The following is a 17,477-nucleotide window of genomic DNA, read 5'->3' as shown; positions in this document are numbered from 1 at the left end:
CGGACGGCGCGTTACGTTGGACATCCGGACCGCCGGCGGTTCCGGCGGACCGCGGGTGGTCCGCGCCCCGGATCGGCCGGCCACGAGCAGGAGTGAGGTCGCAGGAGACGTGCCGAGCAACGCCAGGACCACCCGTCTGGTCATCGTCGAGTCACCGGCGAAGGCCAAGACGATCTCGGGCTATCTCGGCCCGGGGTACGTCGTGGAGGCCAGCTTCGGTCACGTCCGCGACCTGCCGCGCAACGCCGCCGACGTGCCCGCCAAGTACAAGGGCGAGCCGTGGGCCCGGCTCGGGGTGGACGTCGACAACGGCTTCCACGCCCTCTACGTGGTTTCGCCCGACCGCCGCCAGCAGATCAGCAAGCTGGTCAAGCTGGCCAAGGAGGTCGACGAGATCTTCCTGGCCACCGACGAGGACCGCGAGGGCGAGGCGATCGCCTGGCACCTGGTGGAGACGCTGAAGCCCAAGGTGCCGGTCAAGCGGATGGTCTTCCACGAGATCACCAAGCCGGCGATCCAGGCGGCGGTGGCCAACCCCCGCGAGATCGACCGGGACCTGGTCGACGCCCAGGAGGCCCGGCGCATCCTCGACCGGCTCTACGGCTACGAGGTCTCCCCGGTGCTGTGGAAGAAGGTCATGCCGAAGCTCTCGGCGGGCCGGGTGCAGTCCGTGGCGACCCGGATCGTGGTCGAGCGGGAGCGGCAGCGGATGGCCTTCCGCACCGCCGAATACTGGGACATCCTGGCCACCCTCGCCGTGGCGAAGCCGGGCGAGGGGCCGCGCACCTTCAACGCCACCCTCGTCGCGCTGAACGGCGACCGGATCGCCACCGGCAAGGACTTCGAGCCGACCACCGGCCGGGTGCGGCCGGGCGCGGGCGTCGTGCACCTCGACGAGGGCGGGGCGCGCGGCCTGGCGGCCCGCCTGCAGGGGCGGCCGTTCACGGTCACCCGGGTCGAGGAGAAGCCCTACCGCCGCCGCCCGTACGCGCCGTTCATCACCTCCACCCTCCAGCAGGAGGCGGCCCGCAAGCTGCGGTTCTCGTCGCAGCAGACGATGCGCACCGCGCAGCGGCTCTACGAGAACGGCTACATCACCTACATGCGTACCGACTCGGTGAACCTGTCGGAGACCGCCATCGCGGCGGCCCGCCGGCAGATCGTCGAGCTGTACGGCGAGCGCAGCGTGCCGCCGGAGCCGCGCCGCTACACCGGCAAGGTGAAGAACGCGCAGGAGGCGCACGAGGCGATCCGCCCGGCGGGCGACAACTTCCGCACCCCGGGCGAGGTGGCCAAGGAACTGTCCGGCGAGGAGTTCAAGCTCTACGAGCTGATCTGGCGGCGCACCATCGCCTCCCAGATGACCGACGCGGTCGGCTCCAGCGTCTCGGTGCGGATCCGGGCCGTCTCCTCCGCCAGCGAGGAGGCCGACTTCGGCGCGACCGGCAAGACGATCACCGACCCGGGCTTCCTGCGCGCGTACGTCGAGTCGTCCGACGACGAGAACGCCGAGGCCGAGGACGCCGAGCGCCGGCTGCCCAACCTGGTCAAGGACCAGCCGCTGACCGCCGACGCGCTGGCCGCCCAGGGCCACCACACCCAGCCGCCGTCGCGCTACACGGAGGCGTCGCTGGTCAAGGCCCTCGAGGAGCTGGGCATCGGCCGCCCCTCCACCTACGCGTCGATCATGCAGACGATCCAGGACCGGGGGTACGTCAGCAAGCGCGGCCAGGCGCTCATCCCGTCGTTCCTGGCGTTCGCGGTGATCGGCCTGCTGGAGCGGCACTACCCCCGCCTGGTCGACTACAACTTCACCGCCAGCATGGAGAACGAGCTGGACGAGATCGCCGGTGGCGACCACGCCGCCGTCGACTTCCTCACCGCGTTCTACTTCGGCAGCGCCAACGGGGCCGGCGACCAGACCATCGCCCACGCCGGCGGGCTGAAGAAGCTGGTGACGGAGAACCTCAGCGAGATCGACGCGCGCAGCGTCAACTCGATCCCCCTGCACACCGACGACGAGGGCCGCGAGGTCGTCGTCCGGGTGGGACGCTACGGGCCGTACCTCCAGCGGGGCGTGCCCGGCGAGGAGCCGGCGGCCCACGGTGAGGGCGAGGAGGGCGGTGCCCAGGGCGACCGGGCGCCGATCCCCGAGGGGCTGGCCCCCGACGAGCTGACCCCGGAGAAGGTGCACGAGCTGTTCCTCGGCGGGGGTGGCGAGCGCAAGCTCGGCGACGACCCGTCGACCGGCGAGCCGATCCTGCTCAAGTCCGGCCGGTTCGGCCCGTACGTGGCCAGCGGCGAGCGCAAGTCGTCGCTGCTGCGCACGCAGTCGCCGGACTCGCTCACCCTCGACGAGGCGCTGAAGCTGCTCAGCCTGCCCCGGCTGGTCGGGGTGGCCCCCGACGGCGTGGAGGTCTTCGCCAACAACGGCCGCTACGGCCCGTACGTCAAGCAGGGCGACGAGTTCCGCTCGCTGGACTCGGAAGACAAGATGTTCACCGTCACGCTGGACGAGGCGCTGGCCCTGCTGGCCGCCCCGAAGACCCGCCAGCGTCGGGCCGCCGCGCCGCCGCTGCGGGAGATGGGCAACGACCCGCTCACCGAGAAGCCGCTGGTGATCAAGGACGGCCGGTTCGGCCCGTACGTGACGGACGGCGAGTTCAACGCGTCCCTGCGGCGGGGGCAGACGCCGGAGGCGCTGACCGTCGAGGAAGCCTCCGAGATGCTCGCCGAGAAGCGCGCGAAGGGCCCGGCCCCGAAGAAGAAGGCGGCGGCGAAGAAGGCCCCGGCCGCGAAGAAGACGACGGCGAAGAAGACGACGACCGCGAAGAAGACCACCGCCGCCACGAAGACGACGGCGGCTGCGAAGTCCACGACGGCTGCGAAGTCCACGGCGACCAAGAAGGCGACCCCGGCCAAGAAGGCGACACCCCCCAAGAAGGCCACCACCTGAGATCTTGGAAGATTCAGGCCCCCGGAGGGGCCACATTCTTCCAAGATCTCGCCGTTGTCCACAGGGGCTGCGGGGGTGGCGGGCCGTGCGGCAGGGTTCTGTCGTGGGCTTTCGTGGCGGCAGGGCTGGGCGGGGTGGCGGCGGGCGCTGCCGGGCGACGACGCCGACGAGTTGACCTGGCTGCTCTTCCATCAGGAAGAGGTGATCAGCCTCGGCCAGGCGCTGCGGCACCTGTCCCGCAAGGCGATCCGGCACCGGGTCGACAGCCGGCGGTGGCGGCAGGTGCACCGGGCGGTGTTCGTGACCCACAACGGTCCGGTGAGTGCCGATCAGCTCCGGTGGATCGGCGTGCTCGCCGCCGGCCCGACGGCGGTGCTCGGTGGGCTGACCGCCGCGCAGGCGGGCGGCCTGCGTGGTTTTCCCGGTCGCCCCGTCCACCTGCTGCTGCCAGCCGCCTGCCGGCGAGGACCGCTGCCGCCGGGCGTCCTGGCGCATCGGACGACCTGCCTACCGGACGAGGACGTGCTCGCCGTCGGGCAGCCCCGCCGCACGATGCCGGCCCGGTCGATCGTCGACGCCGCGCAATGGGCCAGCAGCGACGACGAGGCCAGGGCGGTGATCGCCGCCGGCTTCCAACAGCGCCTGGTCGGTGGCGACGACCTGCGACGGGTGCTCGACCGGCTGCCCCCGCCGGCGGAGGCTGGTCCTGGGCACCGCCGCAGATGCGGCCGGCGGCGCGCACTCCCTCGCCGAGCTGGGCTTCCTGGGCCTCGTCCGGGGTGCGGGGCTGCCCGAGCCGACCCGGCAGAAGGTCCGGTACGACGCCACGGGTCGGCGTCGCTACCTCGACGCCTACTTCGACGAGTGGGGGGTGCACGTCGAGATCGACGGCGGTCAGCACCTCGACCCCCGTGCGGCGTGGGCCGACATGCGCCGGCAGAACGCGCTCTGGATCGACGGCGACCGAGTGCTCCGCTTTCCGTCCTGGGCCGTCCGCGACCGCCCCGAGGAAGTGGTGGACCAGCTACGCGCCGCCCTGCGTGCCGCCGGCTGGCCCGGCTGACGCCGTCGAGGAGATCTTGGACGATTCCGGCCCCTCCAGGGGCCATTTCCTTCCAAGATTCGCGAGGCCCTTTCGCGCGGGGCGCGTCAGGGGCCCAGGAGGGTGGTCAGGTGGGGGTTTCCGAAGACTCTCTGCGGGTCCAGGTGGTGGCGGAGGGACTGGAAGTCGGCGAACTTCGGGTACGCGGGGGCGAGCGACTCCGCGTCGCGCCAGTGCAGCTTGCCCCAGTGGGGGCGACCGCCCAGCCCGGCGGCGACCTCCTCGACGGCCCGGAAGTAGGGCTCGTAGGGCGCGCCGACGTACTGGTGCACGGCGATGTACGCGGAGTCGCGCCCGTACCCGTGGGAGAGCCAGATGTCGTCGGCGGCGGTGAAGCGCACCTCGACCGGGAACTGCACCTTGAACGGGAGCCTGTCGACGATGCGGCGCACCTCGGCCAGGGCCTCGGGGAGGGCGGCGCGCGGCAGGCCGTACTCCATCTCCATGAAGCGGACCCGGCGCGGCGTGCAGAAGACCGCGTCGGAGCGGCCGGTGTAGGTGCGTTCGCTGAGCGCCCGGGCGGAGGCCGCGTTGATCGCGGGCACCAGGCCCGGCGCGGCGCGGCCGAGCCGGCAGAGGCCGGCGAAGACGGTGTTGGAGAGGAAGTCGTCGTCGAGCCAGGCCCGCCAGCGGGGCAGCGGCCGGTCGTCGGCGGGCACCCGGTCGTTGGTCTTGAGCTGCACCCGGTCGGTGTAGGGGAACCAGAAGAACTCGGCGTGGTCGTGCGCGGCGACCAGCGACGGCAGGTCGGCGAGGACGTCGTCGAGGGCGGCGGGGCGCTCGTGGGCGCGCAGCACGAAGGCGTCCACGACGCGCAGGGTCACCTCGGTCAGCACGCCGAGGGCGCCGAGGGAGACGCGGGCGGCGGCGAAGACGTCCGGGTGCTCGTCGGCGGAGCAGCGCAGCACCTCCCCGGTGCCGGTGACCAGGGTGAGCGCCTCGACGAAGGTCGACAGGCAGCCGTACGCGGCGCCGGTGCCGTGGGTGCCGGTGGAGATCGCCCCGGCGACGGTCTGCGCGTCGATGTCGCCGAGGTTGGGCAGCGCCAGCCCGTGCCCGGCGAGCAGGGCGTTGAGTCGGTGCAACGGCATCCCTGCCGGTACGGTGACCAGGCGTCGGTCGCGGTCGACCCGGATTTCGGTGTCGAGGTCGGTCAGCTCCATCCGGTGGCCGTCGGCGCACGCCACGGCCGTGAAGGAGTGGCCGCTGCCGACGGGCCGGATCCGCTCGCCGGCGTCGGCGGCGGCCTGGACGGCGGCGGTGACGTCGGCGATCGTACGGGGGCGGAGGATGGTGGTGGCGGTGCTGCGCTGGTTGCCGGCCCAGTTGCTCCAGTGGTGGCTCGGCGGGGTCGTGCTGCCCATGCGCGCTCCTCGACGTGAACGTGAGATGTCTTCATATCAGGAACGTTGTGCCTGGTAAATACCGCAATCCAGGTCCGCTCGTTGTACCGGTAGTCACGTACTCGTGACGTGCAGATATGTTCATCCGTCGAAGGGGGGTGGCGCCGAGTGTCCACACCAGCCGCCACGACCGGGCCGTTGCGCCGGGTGCCGGTCCAGGGTCGAAGCGTCGCGCGGGTCCAGCGGATGCTGGACGCCTGCGCCGAACTCGTCGACGAGGTGGGGTACGAGGGACTGACCACGACCCTGCTCGCCGAGCGCGCCGAGGTGGCGATCGGGTCGGTCTACCAGTTTTTCCCGGACAAGCGGGCGATCGTGCAGGCGCTGACCCTGCGCACGATGGAATCCTACCTCCAGCGGCTCGACGAGCGGTTCGCCTCGGACGACCTCACGCACTGGTGGGACGGCGTCGACGCGGGGATCGACGAATACATCACGATGCACCGCACCGTCCCCGGGTTCCGTACCCTGCACTTCGGCGACGTGGTCGACCTGCACCTGCTGGACGAGCAGCGGGACAACAACGGCGTGATCGCCGACCAGCTCGCCCGGGTGCTCACCGAGCGGTTCGGGATGGTCGACGAGCCGCGCCTGCGGTTCTGCCTGGAGATCGCCGTCGAGGCCGCCGACGCCCTGATCAAGCTGGCGTTCCGGCGTAACGCCGAGGGCGACGAGCGGGTGCTCGCCGAGGCGAAGGCGCTCATCCGCGAATACCTGCACCGGCACGTGGAGGCGTCGGCCGCCGCCGCCGGCACCACCCCGGCCCCCGCCCCCGCCTCCTGAACCGGCGGCGGCGAGGCTAGAGGAAGGCGTGGCCCTCCCCCCGGTAGGTGGGGACGGTCTCGACCACCCGGTCGCCGTCGACCAGGTGCAGCTCGTTGACGCGCTCGCACAGCTCGCCGGCCTTGGCGTGCCGGAACCACACCCGGTCGCCGACGCGCAGGCCGGCCGCCGCCGGGCCGGTCAGCGGGGTCTGCACCTCGCCGGCGCCCTCGGCGCCGAGGAGCTTGAGCCCGGTCGGCAGCCAGGGGGTGGGCAGCCGGCTGGCGGCGGGCGGGCCGGAGGCGATCCAGCCGCCGCCGAGCACGGTCGCCAGTTCCGGCGTCGGCCGGCGGACCACCGCGCAGGCGAAGAACGCCGCCGGGGTGGGCCGCCAGGCCCGGTACGCGTCGAACAGCGTCGGCCCGTACAGGCCCGATCCCGCGGTGACCTCGGTGACCGCGGGATCGGCGCTGGTCGCCGACACGCTGCCGGTGCCGCCGCCGTTGACGAACTCCAGGTCGGCGTGCTCGCGTACCGCCGACACCGCCGCGCCCCGGCGGGCCAGCAACTCGCGGTACGACCCGCGCTGGGCGGCCCGGATCGCGGCGGCGAGGGCCGCCCGCCCCGGCGGGGCGTCGCCCAGCCCGGCGATCTGAGCCTCGTACGACATGAGCCCGACCAGCCGGAAGCCCGGCCGGGCGGCGATCGCGGCGGCGAGCGCGCCGGCCGCCCGGGCGCTGTGCACCGGTGAGCGGCGCACCCCGACGTGCACCCGCCTGCCCAGGGGCCGCCAGGACGCGTCGAGGTCGATGCAGACCCGCAGCGCGGGCCGGCGGCCCGGCGGGCACACCGCGTCGACGAGGTCGAGCTGGTCGGTCCCGTCGACCATCAGCGTGACCGCCCCGGCCAGCCCCTCGTCGGCGGCCAGCTCGGCGAGCGCCCCCCGGTCGGCCGTCGGGTACGCCACCAGCGCGTCGTCGGTCACGCCGGCGCGGACGAGCCAGCTCGCCTCGGGCAGGGTGAACGCCATCACCCCCCGCCAGCCGGGGCGGCCCAGCACGCGGCGGAGCAGCTCGCGGGACCGGACGGACTTGCTGGCGACCCGGATCGGCTTGCCGCCGGCCCGGGTGGGCAGCGCCGCCGCGTTGGCGTCGAACGCCGCCAGGTCGACCACCGCGTACGGCGGGTCGAGGTGGGCGGTCGCCCGTTCCAGGCGTACGCGCAGTTTGTCGCCTTCGCTGGTCACGTGTGCACGCTAACTGTCGATCGGTCAATTGTGAAAGAGCCTCGCATCTGCCGGGCCGTCTTCCTCCCGGCGGCCCGGGGACACGGGCGGCGGCGGGTGGCGTCTGCGGCCTAGGCTCGGCGAGCAGGCACTGTCACGGGCGGGAAGTCCCCCGGCCGGGACTAGAGTGTTGCACCGGGATGCCCAACGTTGGGCCGGCACGTGGAGGTACGGCCATCGAAAGCCAGAACAGCGGCGAGTCGCCCGGCGAGTCGCCGTCGGCCGGCCCGCCCGGCGCCGAGGACACCGGCCGCACCGGCACCCAGGCGGGCACGCAGCCGGCGGGGACGCAGCCGGCCGACCGGTCCGGGGCCGCCGCGATCCGTTCCGTGCTGCGCATCCGACCGTTCCGCCGGCTCTGGATCGTGCTCGGCGCCGCGTCCTTCGGCGACTGGCTCGGCCTGCTCGCCACCTCGGTCTTCGCCGCCGCCCAGGTCTCCGGCAGCACCGCCCAGGGCGCCGCGTTCGGCACCCTGATCGCGATCCGGCTGCTGCCCGCGCTGATCCTCGGCCCGGTGGCCGGCGTGCTCGCCGACCGGTTCGACCGGCGCTGGACCATGGTCATCTGTGACGTGCTGCGCTTCCTGCTGTTCGCCTCCATCCCGCTGTTCGCGCTCACCGGGGCCAGCGGCGGGCTGGTGGTCGGCTGGGCGGCGGTCGCCACCTTCCTGATCGAGACGATCACCCTGCTCTGGATCCCGGCCAAGGAGGCCGCGGTCCCCAACCTCATCCCGCGCGCCCGGCTGGAGGCGGCCAACCAGCTCACCCTGATCACCACGTACGGGCTGACCCCGATCGCCGCCGCGCTCGGCCTCGCCCTGCTCGACCGCAGCGTCCGGGCGGCCACCGGCGGCGAGATGCCGTCCTGGGCCGAGCCGGCGCAGCTCGCGCTCTGGTTCAACGCGTTCTCCCGGCTCGCCACCGCCCTGGTCGTCGCCTTCGGGATCAAGGAGATCAGCCAGGCGCAGGCCGGCGAGGCCGCGCGCACCGAACAGGGCGTCATGCGCCAGTTCACCGAGGGCTGGAAATACATCGGCCAGACCCCGCTCGTCCGTGGCCTGGTGCTCGGCATCTTCGGCGCGTTCGCCGGCGGCGGCATCGTGATCGGCACGGCCAAGTTCTTCGCCGCCTCGCTCGGTGCCGGTGACGCCGCCTTCTACCTGCTCTTCGGCGCGATGTTCATCGGCCTCGCCCTGGGCATCGGGCTCGGCCCGATGATCGTCCGGGACATGTCCCGGCGGCGCTGGTTCGGCATGAGCATCGTGCTGGCCAGCGCGTCGGTGCTGGTGCTCGCGTTCGCCGTGCACCTGTCCATGGCGATGCTCGGCGCGATCCTGGTCGGGGCGGGCGCGGGGATGGCCTTCCTCGCCGGCACCACGCTGCTCGGCGGCGAGGTCGCCGACGAGGTGCGCGGCCGGGTCTTCGCGGTGGTGCAGATCGGCACCCGGCTGGTGCTGATCCTCGCCATCGCGCTGAGCAGCCTCCTCGTCGGCGTCGGCGGCTCCCGCAAGCTGACCATCGCCGACCTCGGCATCTCCGTCTCCTCCACCCGGCTGCTGCTGCTCGCCGCCGGTGCCGCCGGCATCTTCGCCGGCATCAGCGCCTTCGGCCAGATGGACGACAAGAAGGGCGTGCCGGTCCTCGCCGACCTGTGGGGGTCGATCCGGGGCCGCCCCCTGATGCCGGCCGAGCACTTCGTCTCCAGCGGGCTCTTCGTGGTCTTCGAGGGCGGCGAGGGGGCCGGCAAGTCCACCCAGCTCGCCGCGCTCGCCGAGCGGCTGCGCGGGCAGGGGCGCGAGGTGGTGGTCACCCGGGAGCCGGGCGCGACCGAGGTCGGCGCGCGGATCCGCGCCCTGCTGCTCGACGCGACCGCCGAGGGCCCGTCCCCGCGCGCGGAGGCCCTGCTCTACGCCGCCGACCGGGCGCACCACGTCGCCACCGTCGTCCGGCCGGCGCTCGTCCGGGGCGCGGTGGTGATCAGCGACCGGTACGTCGACTCGTCCCTGGCCTACCAGGGGGCCGGGCGGACGCTCCCCGTCGACGAGGTCTCCTGGCTCTCCTCCTGGGCCACCGGCGGGCTCAAGCCCGACCTGGTGGTGCTGCTCGACGTGGAGCCGCACACCGGCCTGTCCCGGGTCGCTGCCCGCAACGAGGGCCCCGACCGGCTGGAGGCCGAGTCCGTCGCCTTCCACGAGCGGGTCCGGTACGCCTTCCTCGACCTCGCCGCGAACGACCCGAAGCGCTACCTGGTGCTGGACGCCTCCCGCCCGGTCGAGGAGACCGCCGCGCTGGTCGCCCGCCGGGTGGAGGAGTTCCTGGTCGACCCGGCCGGGATCGTGCACCCCCGGCCCGCCCAGGGACCCGACACCTCGGTGCAGCCCGAGTTATCCGACTCGGAGCTGGTGACGATGGAGCACCGCACCTGATGCCGGACGTCTCCGCAGCCGCCGCGCCGGAAACCGCCGCCCCGTCGGGAGCCCTCGCCAGCCCGCCGGGCGTCTTCGCCGACCTCGTCGGGCAGGACGACGCGGTCGCCACGCTGCGCCGGGCCGCCGCGGCGGCCGCCGCCCAGCTCCGGCAGGCCACCCCCGGCGGTGAGCCCGCCGCCGACCCCGGGGCCGGGATGACCCACGCGTGGATCTTCACCGGGCCGCCCGGCTCGGGCCGCTCGCTGGCCGCCCGCGCCTTCGCCGCCGCCCTCCAGTGCGCGTACGGCACCGGGTGCGGCACCTGCCCCGGCTGCCACACCACGATGGCCGGCACCCACGCCGACGTGCGGCTCGTCGCACCCGAGGGGCTCAGCATCGGCGTCGGCGAGATGCGTGCCCTGGTGCTGCGGGCGGCCAGCACCCCGTCCGGCGGGCGCTGGCAGGTGGTGATCATCTCCGACGCCGACCGGCTCACCGAGGCGGCCGGCAACGCGCTGCTCAAGGCCGTCGAGGAGCCACCGCCGCGCACGGTGTTCCTGCTCTGCGCCCCGTCCACCCACCCCGACGACGTGTCGGTGACCATCCGGTCGCGCTGCCGGGTCGTACCGCTGCGGCAGCCTGCGCCCGAGGCGGTGGCCGAGGTGCTGGTCCGCCGGGACGGGATCGCGCCGGACGTGGCGCGGTGGGCGGCGGCGGCCGCGCAGGGGCACGTGGGCCGGGCCCGGCGGCTCACCGGCGACCCGCAGGCCCGCAGCCGGCGCGACGCCGTGCTCGCCGTGCCCCGCCGGCTCACCGGGGTGGGCGCCGCCTTCGACGCGGCGTCCGCGCTGATCGAGGCCGCCGAGGCGGAGGCCGCCGCGTCCGTCGCCGAACTCGACGAGGCGGAGAAGGCCGCGTTGCAGACGGCGCTCGGCGCGGGCGGCACGGGCCGGGGCGCGGCCGGCGCGATGCGCGGCGCCGCCGGCCAGCTCAAGGACCTGGAGAAGCGGCAGAAGTCGCGGGCCACCCGCGCCCAGCGCGACGCCCTGGACCGGGCCCTGGTCGACCTCGCCGGCTTCTACCGCGACGCCCTCGTCGCGGCGCTGCGCGCGCCGGTCGCCCCCGTGCACACCGACACCGCCGCGCTGGCCGAGGCGGGCGGGCAGAAGTGGCACGCCGAGGGGGCGCTGCGCCGGCTGGAGGCCGTGCTGGAGTGCCGGTCCGCCATCGAGTCCAACGTCAAGCCGCGCATCGCCGTGGAGGCGATGATGCTGGCTCTCTGGAAGGGCTGAACCGCCCACCCCTGCTCCGTCCACAGGGCATCGACAGGCCCGATTGGTGTGCGGTACGGTCCGGTGATGCCGTGGTGACCGTGGCGGCACACTCAGTGAGTGCACTGCCGGGAGGAGTCCGCGATGCCTCGGGGGGAGATCGACGAGGCCTGGATCGAGGAGGCGGTGCGGCGCTACCGCCGCATCGAGGCGTTGCAGGCCGAGTTCGACCAGGCGGTGGCGACCGTGGAGGTCACCGTGCGTTCCCCGGACGGCCTGGTCGAGGTCGCGGTCACCGCCGACGGCCGGATCACCGACGTGCGCTTCCTCGGCCCGCTGCACCAGCGCCACCACCGCGACGTGGCCGCCTCCGTGCGCGCCGCCGTGGCCGCCGCCGCCGACGCGGCCCAGTGGGCCCGGGAGAAGCTGCACAACGAGACGTTCGCCGCCTACCGGCCCCTCGCGGGGGCCTGACGTGGACGAGCTGCGCGCCCTCGCCGCCCGGCTGGACGAGGCCGGCGCCACCCTGGAGGCGCTGGCCCGCGCCGTGACCGCCACCGACCCGCCGCACCCGGCGTTCGGCGCGCACGTCCCCGGGCGACCCGGCGAGATCGGCCGGGCCCTGCACCGGCGGTGGACCGACGCCACCGGCGACCGGGCCCGGGAGGCGACCGTCGCCGCGTCCCGCCTCGCCGCCGCCGCGTCCGCGGTGCGCACCGCCGCCGACCGCTACTCGGGGGTCGACGACGCCGTCCGCCGCCGGCTGGGCCGGGAGTTCTGATGGACGCCCTCGACCGCCTCGCCGAGCCGGGGCTCGACCTGCTCGACCGCGTCGACACGCTGCTCGCCGGCGGGGCACCCGAGGGGCACCGGCTCTGGCCGCTGCTGCGCCGCATGCAGGTGCTTCCCGGTGACGCCGTGCGGGGCTTCCTCGACCTGCACCCGGCCCCGCTGGCCGGCGCCGGCCACGCGGTGCGCGGGCTCGTCCGGGCGTACGACGAGGTCAGCCGCACCCTCACCGACCCCGCCGCCTGGTCCGGGCCGGCCGCCTCGGCGTACGACCAGGCGCGCGCGGTCCTGCTGCGCCACCTCGACGAGGGCCCCGAGAGCCTGGTGGGCCGGCTGGAGGCCACGGCCGGCTACGCCGACGCCCTCGCCGACTGGGTGGAGGGCAGCCGCCTCGCGCTGGCCCGCGCGCTCGCCGACGTGCTCGGCTCCGCCGAGGCGGTCCGGGTGCGCGCCGCCACCGCCACCGCCACCACAGGCGGGGCCGGGCCGGGCGGGGCGGGGCTGCTCGCGGCGGCCGACATCGCCCACCGGGTGCTGGCCGTGCTCGGTGTGGCCTACGACGGGGCGGAGACGCTGCTGCGCCAGTGGTCGCCGAGCCTCGCGGAGACCACCTGGCGCGGGTCGACGGTCGGCGGGCCCTACCACGGCTCCCCGCTGCGGGTCCGGTGACCGGGCGGTGACGCGGGGGTGGGTATCGGGCCGCACCGCGTCGTAGGGTGAAGGCATGGGCATGCTCTGCGCGGTCAGCTTCAACCGGTACGGGCGCCTCTACTACCTCGACCCGGGCGAGTTCCGCCCGCAGGTGGGCGACCGGGTGCTGGTCCCCACCGACGACGGCCCCGAGGTGGCGGAGTGCGTCTGGGCCGCGCAGTGGGTCGGTGAGGACACCGACGGCTTTCCCCGGCTCGCCGGCCTCGCCACCGACGACGACCTGCGCCGCGACGAGCTGCTGCGGCGGCGCAAGGCCGAGGCGAAGGTGGCCGCGAAGCGGCTGATCCGCGAGCACGGCCTGCCGATGAAGGTGGTCGCCGTCGACCACGTGCTCGCCACCGCCGACGGCGGCGGTGACCGCACCACCGTCTACTTCACCGCCCCGCACCGGGTCGACTTCCGGTCCCTCGTGCGCGACCTGGGGGCCACCCTGCACTGCCGGGTCGAGCTGCGCCAGCTCTCCGCCCGCGACTCCGCGCGGGTGCAGGGCGGCATCGGCTCCTGCGGGCGCGACCTGTGCTGCGCCACCTTCCTCACCGACTTCGAGCCGGTGACGATCCGGATGGCGAAAGACCAGGACCTGCCGCTCAACCCGCTGCGCATCTCCGGGGCCTGCGGCCGGCTGATGTGCTGCCTGAAGTACGAGCACCCGCTCTACCAGAAGTTCCAGGAGTCGGCCCCGCCCGTCGGCAGCCGGGTGTCGACCCCCGAGGGCGACGGCCGGGTCGTCGGGCACAGCGTCCCCCGCGATGCGGTCACCGTCCGGCTGGACGCCGACGGCTCGCGCTCCATGTGCTCCCGCGCCGCCGTCTGCGGCTCCCGCCAGGCCCACGACCAGCGCTACAACGCCTGAGCCGGCTCAGGGCTCCAGCACGATCGGCGGCTCGGCCAGGCGCGGGGTCAGTGGCTCCTTCGGGGTCAGCCAGGACGCGGTCGGGGACCCGTCGGGGTTCGGCCGCCAGTCGCGGGCGACCCGGTCCACGGCGACCGGGTAGACGGTGAGCGTGCCGTCCGGGTCGATGCGCATCCGCAGGAACGCCTTCGCGTCGTCGATGCCCTGACCGGCGAACAGCTCGTTGACGTTGACCCCGAACGCTGCCGCCACCAGCAGGTACGCCGCCACCAGTTCGGTGGCGAGGAGGCCGATCAGCGGGCCGTACACCACCGCCGCGGCGGCCACGGGCAGCGGCCACGGCCAGTCGTGCAGGGGCACCGACAGCCAGGCCCAGGTGCCGGCGGCGGCGAGCGCCACCTGCGCCAGCCCGTGCGTGACGCCGAGGATCCAGTGCCGCACGTGCCGCTTGCCGCCCGCGCTCGGCGGCTTCGCGAAGAAGACCGCACCGAGCATCGTCACCAGCAGCATCGCCACCAGGGGGACGCTCAGCAGCCGCTGCTCGGTGCCGCCGGCCCGGCCCGCCGCCACCCCGGCCATGGCCAGCATGAGCAGGGTGTGCACGGTGCCCAGCAGGGTGCCGAAGCCCGGGTTGCGTCTCGGCAGCCGGGCGAAGACGCCCCAGCCGTACCGGCGGGAGCGGGCCCGGTCGGGGAAGGTGGCCGCGAGGTCGTACGGGAGGCTGCGGCTGGCCCGCCGGGACAGGGTGTCGCGCGGGGGCACCTCGATCCGCTCCGGCAGGTGGTGGGTCGGGTACAGGTAGGCCCCGCCGCTGCCGCAGGTGACGAGCTGCCGGTCCGGGCCGGCGTACCGGGCGTAGTGGTGCAGGTCGCCGGAGACCAGCAGCCGCACCCGCGCCCCGGTCGGCGCGACGATGGTGCGGATGAAGTAGTCGATCGAGTCGTACGCCGTCGGGTGGTCGACGGCCTTGACCCACGTCGGCGCCGGCACGGCCAGGATCACCCGGCTGCCCGGCCCCAGCCGCTTCGCGACCGTGTCGAAGTAGGTGAGCTGCGGGTCGTCCAGGTACGAGCCGGACTGGTCGTCGAGGCCCAGCAGCCACCAGCCGGCGGGCAGCTCGACGGCGAAGTACGAGCGGGACTGGCCGGTGCCCCAGCCGCCGAAGTGCCGGTCCCGGGAGCGGACGAACAGCCGCAGGAAGGCGGTCAGCCCGTCGTACCAGTCGTGGTTGCCGGGGACCGCGAACAGCGTGGGCCGCTCGGGCGGCGTGACCGGCAGCGCGGCCTGGTACGGCCCTTTGCAGCGGTCCTCGTACGCCTCGTAGGAGGCCGACGGGTAGACCTGGTCGCCCCCCATCACCAGGGTCTGCGCGCGGGGTAGCCGGTGCCCGTCGACGGTCAGCTCCGGCTGGGCGAGCAGGTACGCGACCGAGTAGGTGGCGTCGAAGCCGTCGCCGAGGTCGGCCACGTAGTCCAGCCACAGCCCGCCGTCCGGCCCGACCTGGCGCTCGATGCGGGCCTCCAGCGAGTTCTGCAGCTCCCGCTTGTCCAGGTACGCCCCGAACAGCATCGCCAGCAGCGTACGCAGGCCGGTGCTGATCAGCAGGAGCGGCGCGAGCCACGGCACCGGCCTGCGCGGGGTGAAGCCCAACTCCGGCGGGTCGATGCTGCGCGGCCGGCGGGCCGTGCGGGCGAAGGCGCGCTCGTCGTCGGGATCATCGAGAGGGGCCGGGCCGTCGACGGGGGTGCGATCGTCGGTCACCAGCCGCAGCGTAGTCCGGGTGGGGCCGATCCGCTGTCGGGTGTGAGCAGGGACGGGCCGGATGTCCGGTTGCCGGGCCTGGGTGCCGGGGTCCGGGTGCCGCTGGGCCCGGATGCCGGGCGCGGGTACCCGTCGCCGTGGCTGTTCCCGCCGTCGTTCCGTTGCGGGAGGCATCCCGCTGTGGTGGAGGCGGGGGCGTGCCGTACACTCGACGTTCGTTGCCGCCTTAGCTCAGTCGGCTAGAGCGACGCACTCGTAATGCGTAGGTCGACGGTTCGATTCCGTCAGGCGGCTCGGTGACGAAGCCCAGGTCAGATGGCCTGGGCTTCGTCGTTTCCGGTATCTGTCGCGCCGCGCCGCCGCCCGGGCCGGGCCCTGCCGCGTGCGGCCGCCGCGCCGCAAGCTCTCCCGCCCGGCGTGACACGGGTGTGCCTCCACCGGTCGACGCCACCCGTCCCGCTCCCTTTGCTCTGCACCCAGATACGCAACGGCTTACCCAACGTGATCGGCCGTCCCCCGCCGCGCCCTGCGTCACCGTGGCGGAGATGCAGGTCGGCGCTGGTGCTGCGGATATGGGTGCAGAGCAAAGGGAGCGCGAGGTGTGGGCGAGGGCGGGCGCGGGGTCACCGTGGGTGGCGGCTGCCCCGCGCCCCGCGCCCCGCGCACCGGCTGGTCCGGGGGTGGGCGGGCTGTGGGAGCCTGTCGTGATGTCCCGTAGCCGCGTGGCGTTGTCCGTCGGGGTTCTCCTGCTCCTCGCCTCCTGCCTGCTGCCGTGCCTGCCCCTGTTGCAGGTGGCCGGGACGTCACTGCCCTATCAGGACCCGACGCCCGAGATGCTGCAACAGCACGCCGCGAACGTCGCGGCGGCCGAACGCCGGCTCGCCGTGTGCGCGGCCGTCGCCGCCGCTCTGGCTCTCCTGGGTCTGGCCGCCCTCGTCCTCGCCTATGTCTGGAGGCGGCGACGCCCGCCGGCGATGTCGGCCTAGTGGCGGATCCGGCCCGCCGGATGCCCCCATGTCGCCGCCCCGCCGCCCCTGCCCGCCCGCCCGGTCCGGGTGTTCGGGCAGGTCAGGGCTTGGATAGCACTATCCGAAGCTGGGGCGTTTGCCCTGGTGAAAGCGTGATTATCTAGTTACCCTTGGGTCAACTGCCCGCCGTTGTGCACCACTTGGTCGGGCTTGTGCCTAACGGAGGGTATGCGTACTCGGTAGTCATCTGGCCCGGCTCCCAACTACCCGAAGGGAGCGCCCATGACCCGGGCCCCGGCGAACCTGATGGCCGTCCGAAGCCTGCTCCTGACCCACCTGGACGTCGACCCGAAGACCTCACGCCCGCAGGACCTGGAACCAGCGGAGGTCGGCATCGTGGGCGACGCCTCCCACCGGGGCGGCTACCACTGTGGCTCCGACCGCGTCGTGCCCGGTGACTACTCCGTGGTGGAGTCCACCCGGGACAGCTCGGGGCTGACCCTCGACGCGTCAGCCCTGGACGTCGGCGGCTTCAGCGTGAAGTCCGGCGGCCGCACCCACGACCTGCGTTCGTTCTCGGTCTGGTGTGTGCAGCAGTGCACCGCCGGCACGGCCGACACGCGGGACATCAGGGAGATCATCTATTCCCCCGACGGCAAGACGGTCAAGCGGTGGGACCGGCTCGGCAAGCGCAGCACCGGCGACAGCTCCCACCTCTGGCACACCCACTTCAGCTTCTTCCGCGACTCGACCAAGGCGGGCCGGGACCAGACCCCGCTGTTCCGCCGCTACCTGACCGAAATCGGGCTGATCAGCCCCCCGACACCGGAGGACGACATGAGCGAGAAGGCCGAGAACGAAATCCACCAGGTCTACCTAGGCACGTTCTACGGCGGGAGCAGCATGGGCCGAGCCGTCGACCCGGACGGCGCCGGTCCGGCGGCGGCCAGCAACAGCCTCGTCGCCAAGCTCGACTACCTGATGGCCCGCCTGGACGGCGTCGTCGCCGGGGTCACCACCCTGCAGGGCAAGGACTGGACGGACGAGCCCGCCATCATCGCCGGGGTGCTCTCCGGCCTGTCCCCGCAGCGGCTCGCCGAGGCGCTGGCGACCGCCGGGCTCACCCCGGCGGCCATCGCGGCGGCGGTGCCGCAGGACATGGCCCGCAAGGTCGTCGACGAGTTGACCGCCCGGCTGTCGAGCTGACG

Annotated in this window: 14 protein-coding genes and 1 tRNA gene; 12 read left to right on the top strand and 3 right to left on the bottom strand. The window is 74.0% G+C overall.

What is annotated here, in order from left to right:
- The first annotated feature begins 109 nt into the window (after window positions 1-109).
- Window positions 110-2,956 carry a type I DNA topoisomerase gene (gene topA, locus ACVMYR_RS01940; protein WP_457120966.1) on the top strand — a complete coding sequence of 949 codons (2,847 nt, stop codon included), beginning with the start codon at window positions 110-112 and terminating at the stop codon, window positions 2,954-2,956.
- A gap of 649 nt (window positions 2,957-3,605) precedes the next feature.
- Entirely contained in the window at window positions 3,606-4,019 is a 414-nt protein-coding gene (locus ACVMYR_RS01935) for an endonuclease domain-containing protein (protein WP_457120965.1), read from the top strand.
- An 86-nt stretch (window positions 4,020-4,105) separates the two neighbouring features.
- Here the strand turns inward: ACVMYR_RS01935 and ACVMYR_RS01930 are convergent, their stop codons facing one another.
- Entirely contained in the window at window positions 4,106-5,422 is a 1,317-nt protein-coding gene (locus ACVMYR_RS01930) for a D-arabinono-1,4-lactone oxidase (protein ID WP_457120964.1), read from the bottom strand.
- 147 nt (window positions 5,423-5,569) lie between these two features.
- Between ACVMYR_RS01930 and ACVMYR_RS01925 the strand changes: the two genes are divergently transcribed.
- Complete coding sequence (locus ACVMYR_RS01925) at window positions 5,570-6,244, top strand: TetR family transcriptional regulator (RefSeq protein WP_386969731.1); 675 nt, start codon at window positions 5,570-5,572, stop codon at window positions 6,242-6,244.
- A 16-nt stretch (window positions 6,245-6,260) separates the two neighbouring features.
- Here ACVMYR_RS01925 and ACVMYR_RS01920 read toward each other — a convergent pair whose 3' ends face one another.
- A complete protein-coding gene (locus ACVMYR_RS01920) occupies window positions 6,261-7,469 on the bottom strand; it encodes an amino acid deaminase/aldolase (protein ID WP_457120963.1) in 1,209 nt (402 codons plus the stop codon).
- 179 nt (window positions 7,470-7,648) lie between these two features.
- Between ACVMYR_RS01920 and tmk the strand changes: the two genes are divergently transcribed.
- From tmk to ACVMYR_RS01890, 6 genes are all read left to right on the top strand, one after another.
- Entirely contained in the window at window positions 7,649-9,934 is a 2,286-nt protein-coding gene (tmk, locus tag ACVMYR_RS01915) for a dTMP kinase (RefSeq protein WP_255378716.1), read from the top strand.
- On the top strand, window positions 9,934-11,208 hold the full coding sequence (locus ACVMYR_RS01910; RefSeq protein WP_457120962.1) for a DNA polymerase III subunit delta': 1,275 nt from the start codon (window positions 9,934-9,936) through the stop codon (window positions 11,206-11,208). Before tmk ends, ACVMYR_RS01910 begins: the two co-directional genes overlap by 1 nt.
- Window positions 11,209-11,331: 123 nt before the next feature.
- Window positions 11,332-11,661, top strand: a complete 330-nt coding sequence (locus ACVMYR_RS01905; RefSeq protein WP_043961499.1) for a YbaB/EbfC family nucleoid-associated protein — start codon at window positions 11,332-11,334, stop codon at window positions 11,659-11,661.
- A 1-nt stretch (window position 11,662) separates the two neighbouring features.
- On the top strand, window positions 11,663-11,968 hold the full coding sequence (locus ACVMYR_RS01900; RefSeq protein WP_043961500.1) for a hypothetical protein: 306 nt from the start codon (window positions 11,663-11,665) through the stop codon (window positions 11,966-11,968).
- Complete coding sequence (locus ACVMYR_RS01895) at window positions 11,968-12,645, top strand: hypothetical protein (RefSeq protein WP_043961501.1); 678 nt, start codon at window positions 11,968-11,970, stop codon at window positions 12,643-12,645. Before ACVMYR_RS01900 ends, ACVMYR_RS01895 begins: the two co-directional genes overlap by 1 nt.
- 55 nt (window positions 12,646-12,700) lie before the next feature.
- The gene (locus ACVMYR_RS01890; protein WP_077935724.1) at window positions 12,701-13,540 is read left to right on the top strand and encodes a PSP1 domain-containing protein; all 840 of its coding nucleotides are present in this window, start codon (window positions 12,701-12,703) and stop codon (window positions 13,538-13,540) included.
- 6 nt (window positions 13,541-13,546) lie between these two features.
- Here ACVMYR_RS01890 and ACVMYR_RS01885 read toward each other — a convergent pair whose 3' ends face one another.
- Window positions 13,547-15,301: a metallophosphoesterase family protein gene (locus tag ACVMYR_RS01885; RefSeq protein ID WP_457120961.1), complete on the bottom strand. Its 1,755-nt coding sequence runs from the start codon at window positions 15,299-15,301 to the stop codon at window positions 13,547-13,549.
- A 220-nt stretch (window positions 15,302-15,521) separates the two neighbouring features.
- Here ACVMYR_RS01885 and ACVMYR_RS01880 point away from each other — a divergent pair.
- From ACVMYR_RS01880 to ACVMYR_RS01870, 3 genes are all read left to right on the top strand, one after another.
- Window positions 15,522-15,595, top strand: a tRNA-Thr gene (locus ACVMYR_RS01880).
- A gap of 413 nt (window positions 15,596-16,008) precedes the next feature.
- Window positions 16,009-16,287 (top strand): hypothetical protein, encoded by a 279-nt coding sequence (locus ACVMYR_RS01875; protein ID WP_431891656.1) that lies wholly within the window; start codon window positions 16,009-16,011, stop codon window positions 16,285-16,287.
- 264 nt (window positions 16,288-16,551) lie between these two features.
- The gene (locus tag ACVMYR_RS01870) at window positions 16,552-17,475 is read left to right on the top strand and encodes a hypothetical protein (protein WP_457120960.1); all 924 of its coding nucleotides are present in this window, start codon (window positions 16,552-16,554) and stop codon (window positions 17,473-17,475) included.
- Window positions 17,476-17,477: the final 2 nt, after the last annotated feature.

The organism is Micromonospora sp. PTRAS2 (genome assembly GCF_054052245.1).
Note: the sequence above shows the minus strand (reverse complement) of the source record. Positions and strands in the feature narration are given on the sequence as shown.

Excerpts from the sequence above, each read along its gene's own strand:
- ACVMYR_RS01930 (WP_457120964.1), bottom strand. The coding sequence starts at position 5,422 with ATGGGCAGCACGACCCCGCCGAGCCACCACTGGAGCAACTGGGCCGGC.
- tmk (WP_255378716.1), top strand. The coding sequence starts at position 7,649 with ATGCCCAACGTTGGGCCGGCACGTGGAGGTACGGCCATCGAAAGCCAG.
- ACVMYR_RS01910 (WP_457120962.1), top strand. The coding sequence starts at position 9,934 with ATGCCGGACGTCTCCGCAGCCGCCGCGCCGGAAACCGCCGCCCCGTCG.
- ACVMYR_RS01905 (WP_043961499.1), top strand. The coding sequence starts at position 11,332 with ATGCCTCGGGGGGAGATCGACGAGGCCTGGATCGAGGAGGCGGTGCGG.
- ACVMYR_RS01895 (WP_043961501.1), top strand. The coding sequence starts at position 11,968 with ATGGACGCCCTCGACCGCCTCGCCGAGCCGGGGCTCGACCTGCTCGAC.
- ACVMYR_RS01890 (WP_077935724.1), top strand. The coding sequence starts at position 12,701 with ATGGGCATGCTCTGCGCGGTCAGCTTCAACCGGTACGGGCGCCTCTAC.
- ACVMYR_RS01875 (WP_431891656.1), top strand. The coding sequence starts at position 16,009 with ATGTCCCGTAGCCGCGTGGCGTTGTCCGTCGGGGTTCTCCTGCTCCTC.
- ACVMYR_RS01870 (WP_457120960.1), top strand. The coding sequence starts at position 16,552 with ATGACCCGGGCCCCGGCGAACCTGATGGCCGTCCGAAGCCTGCTCCTG.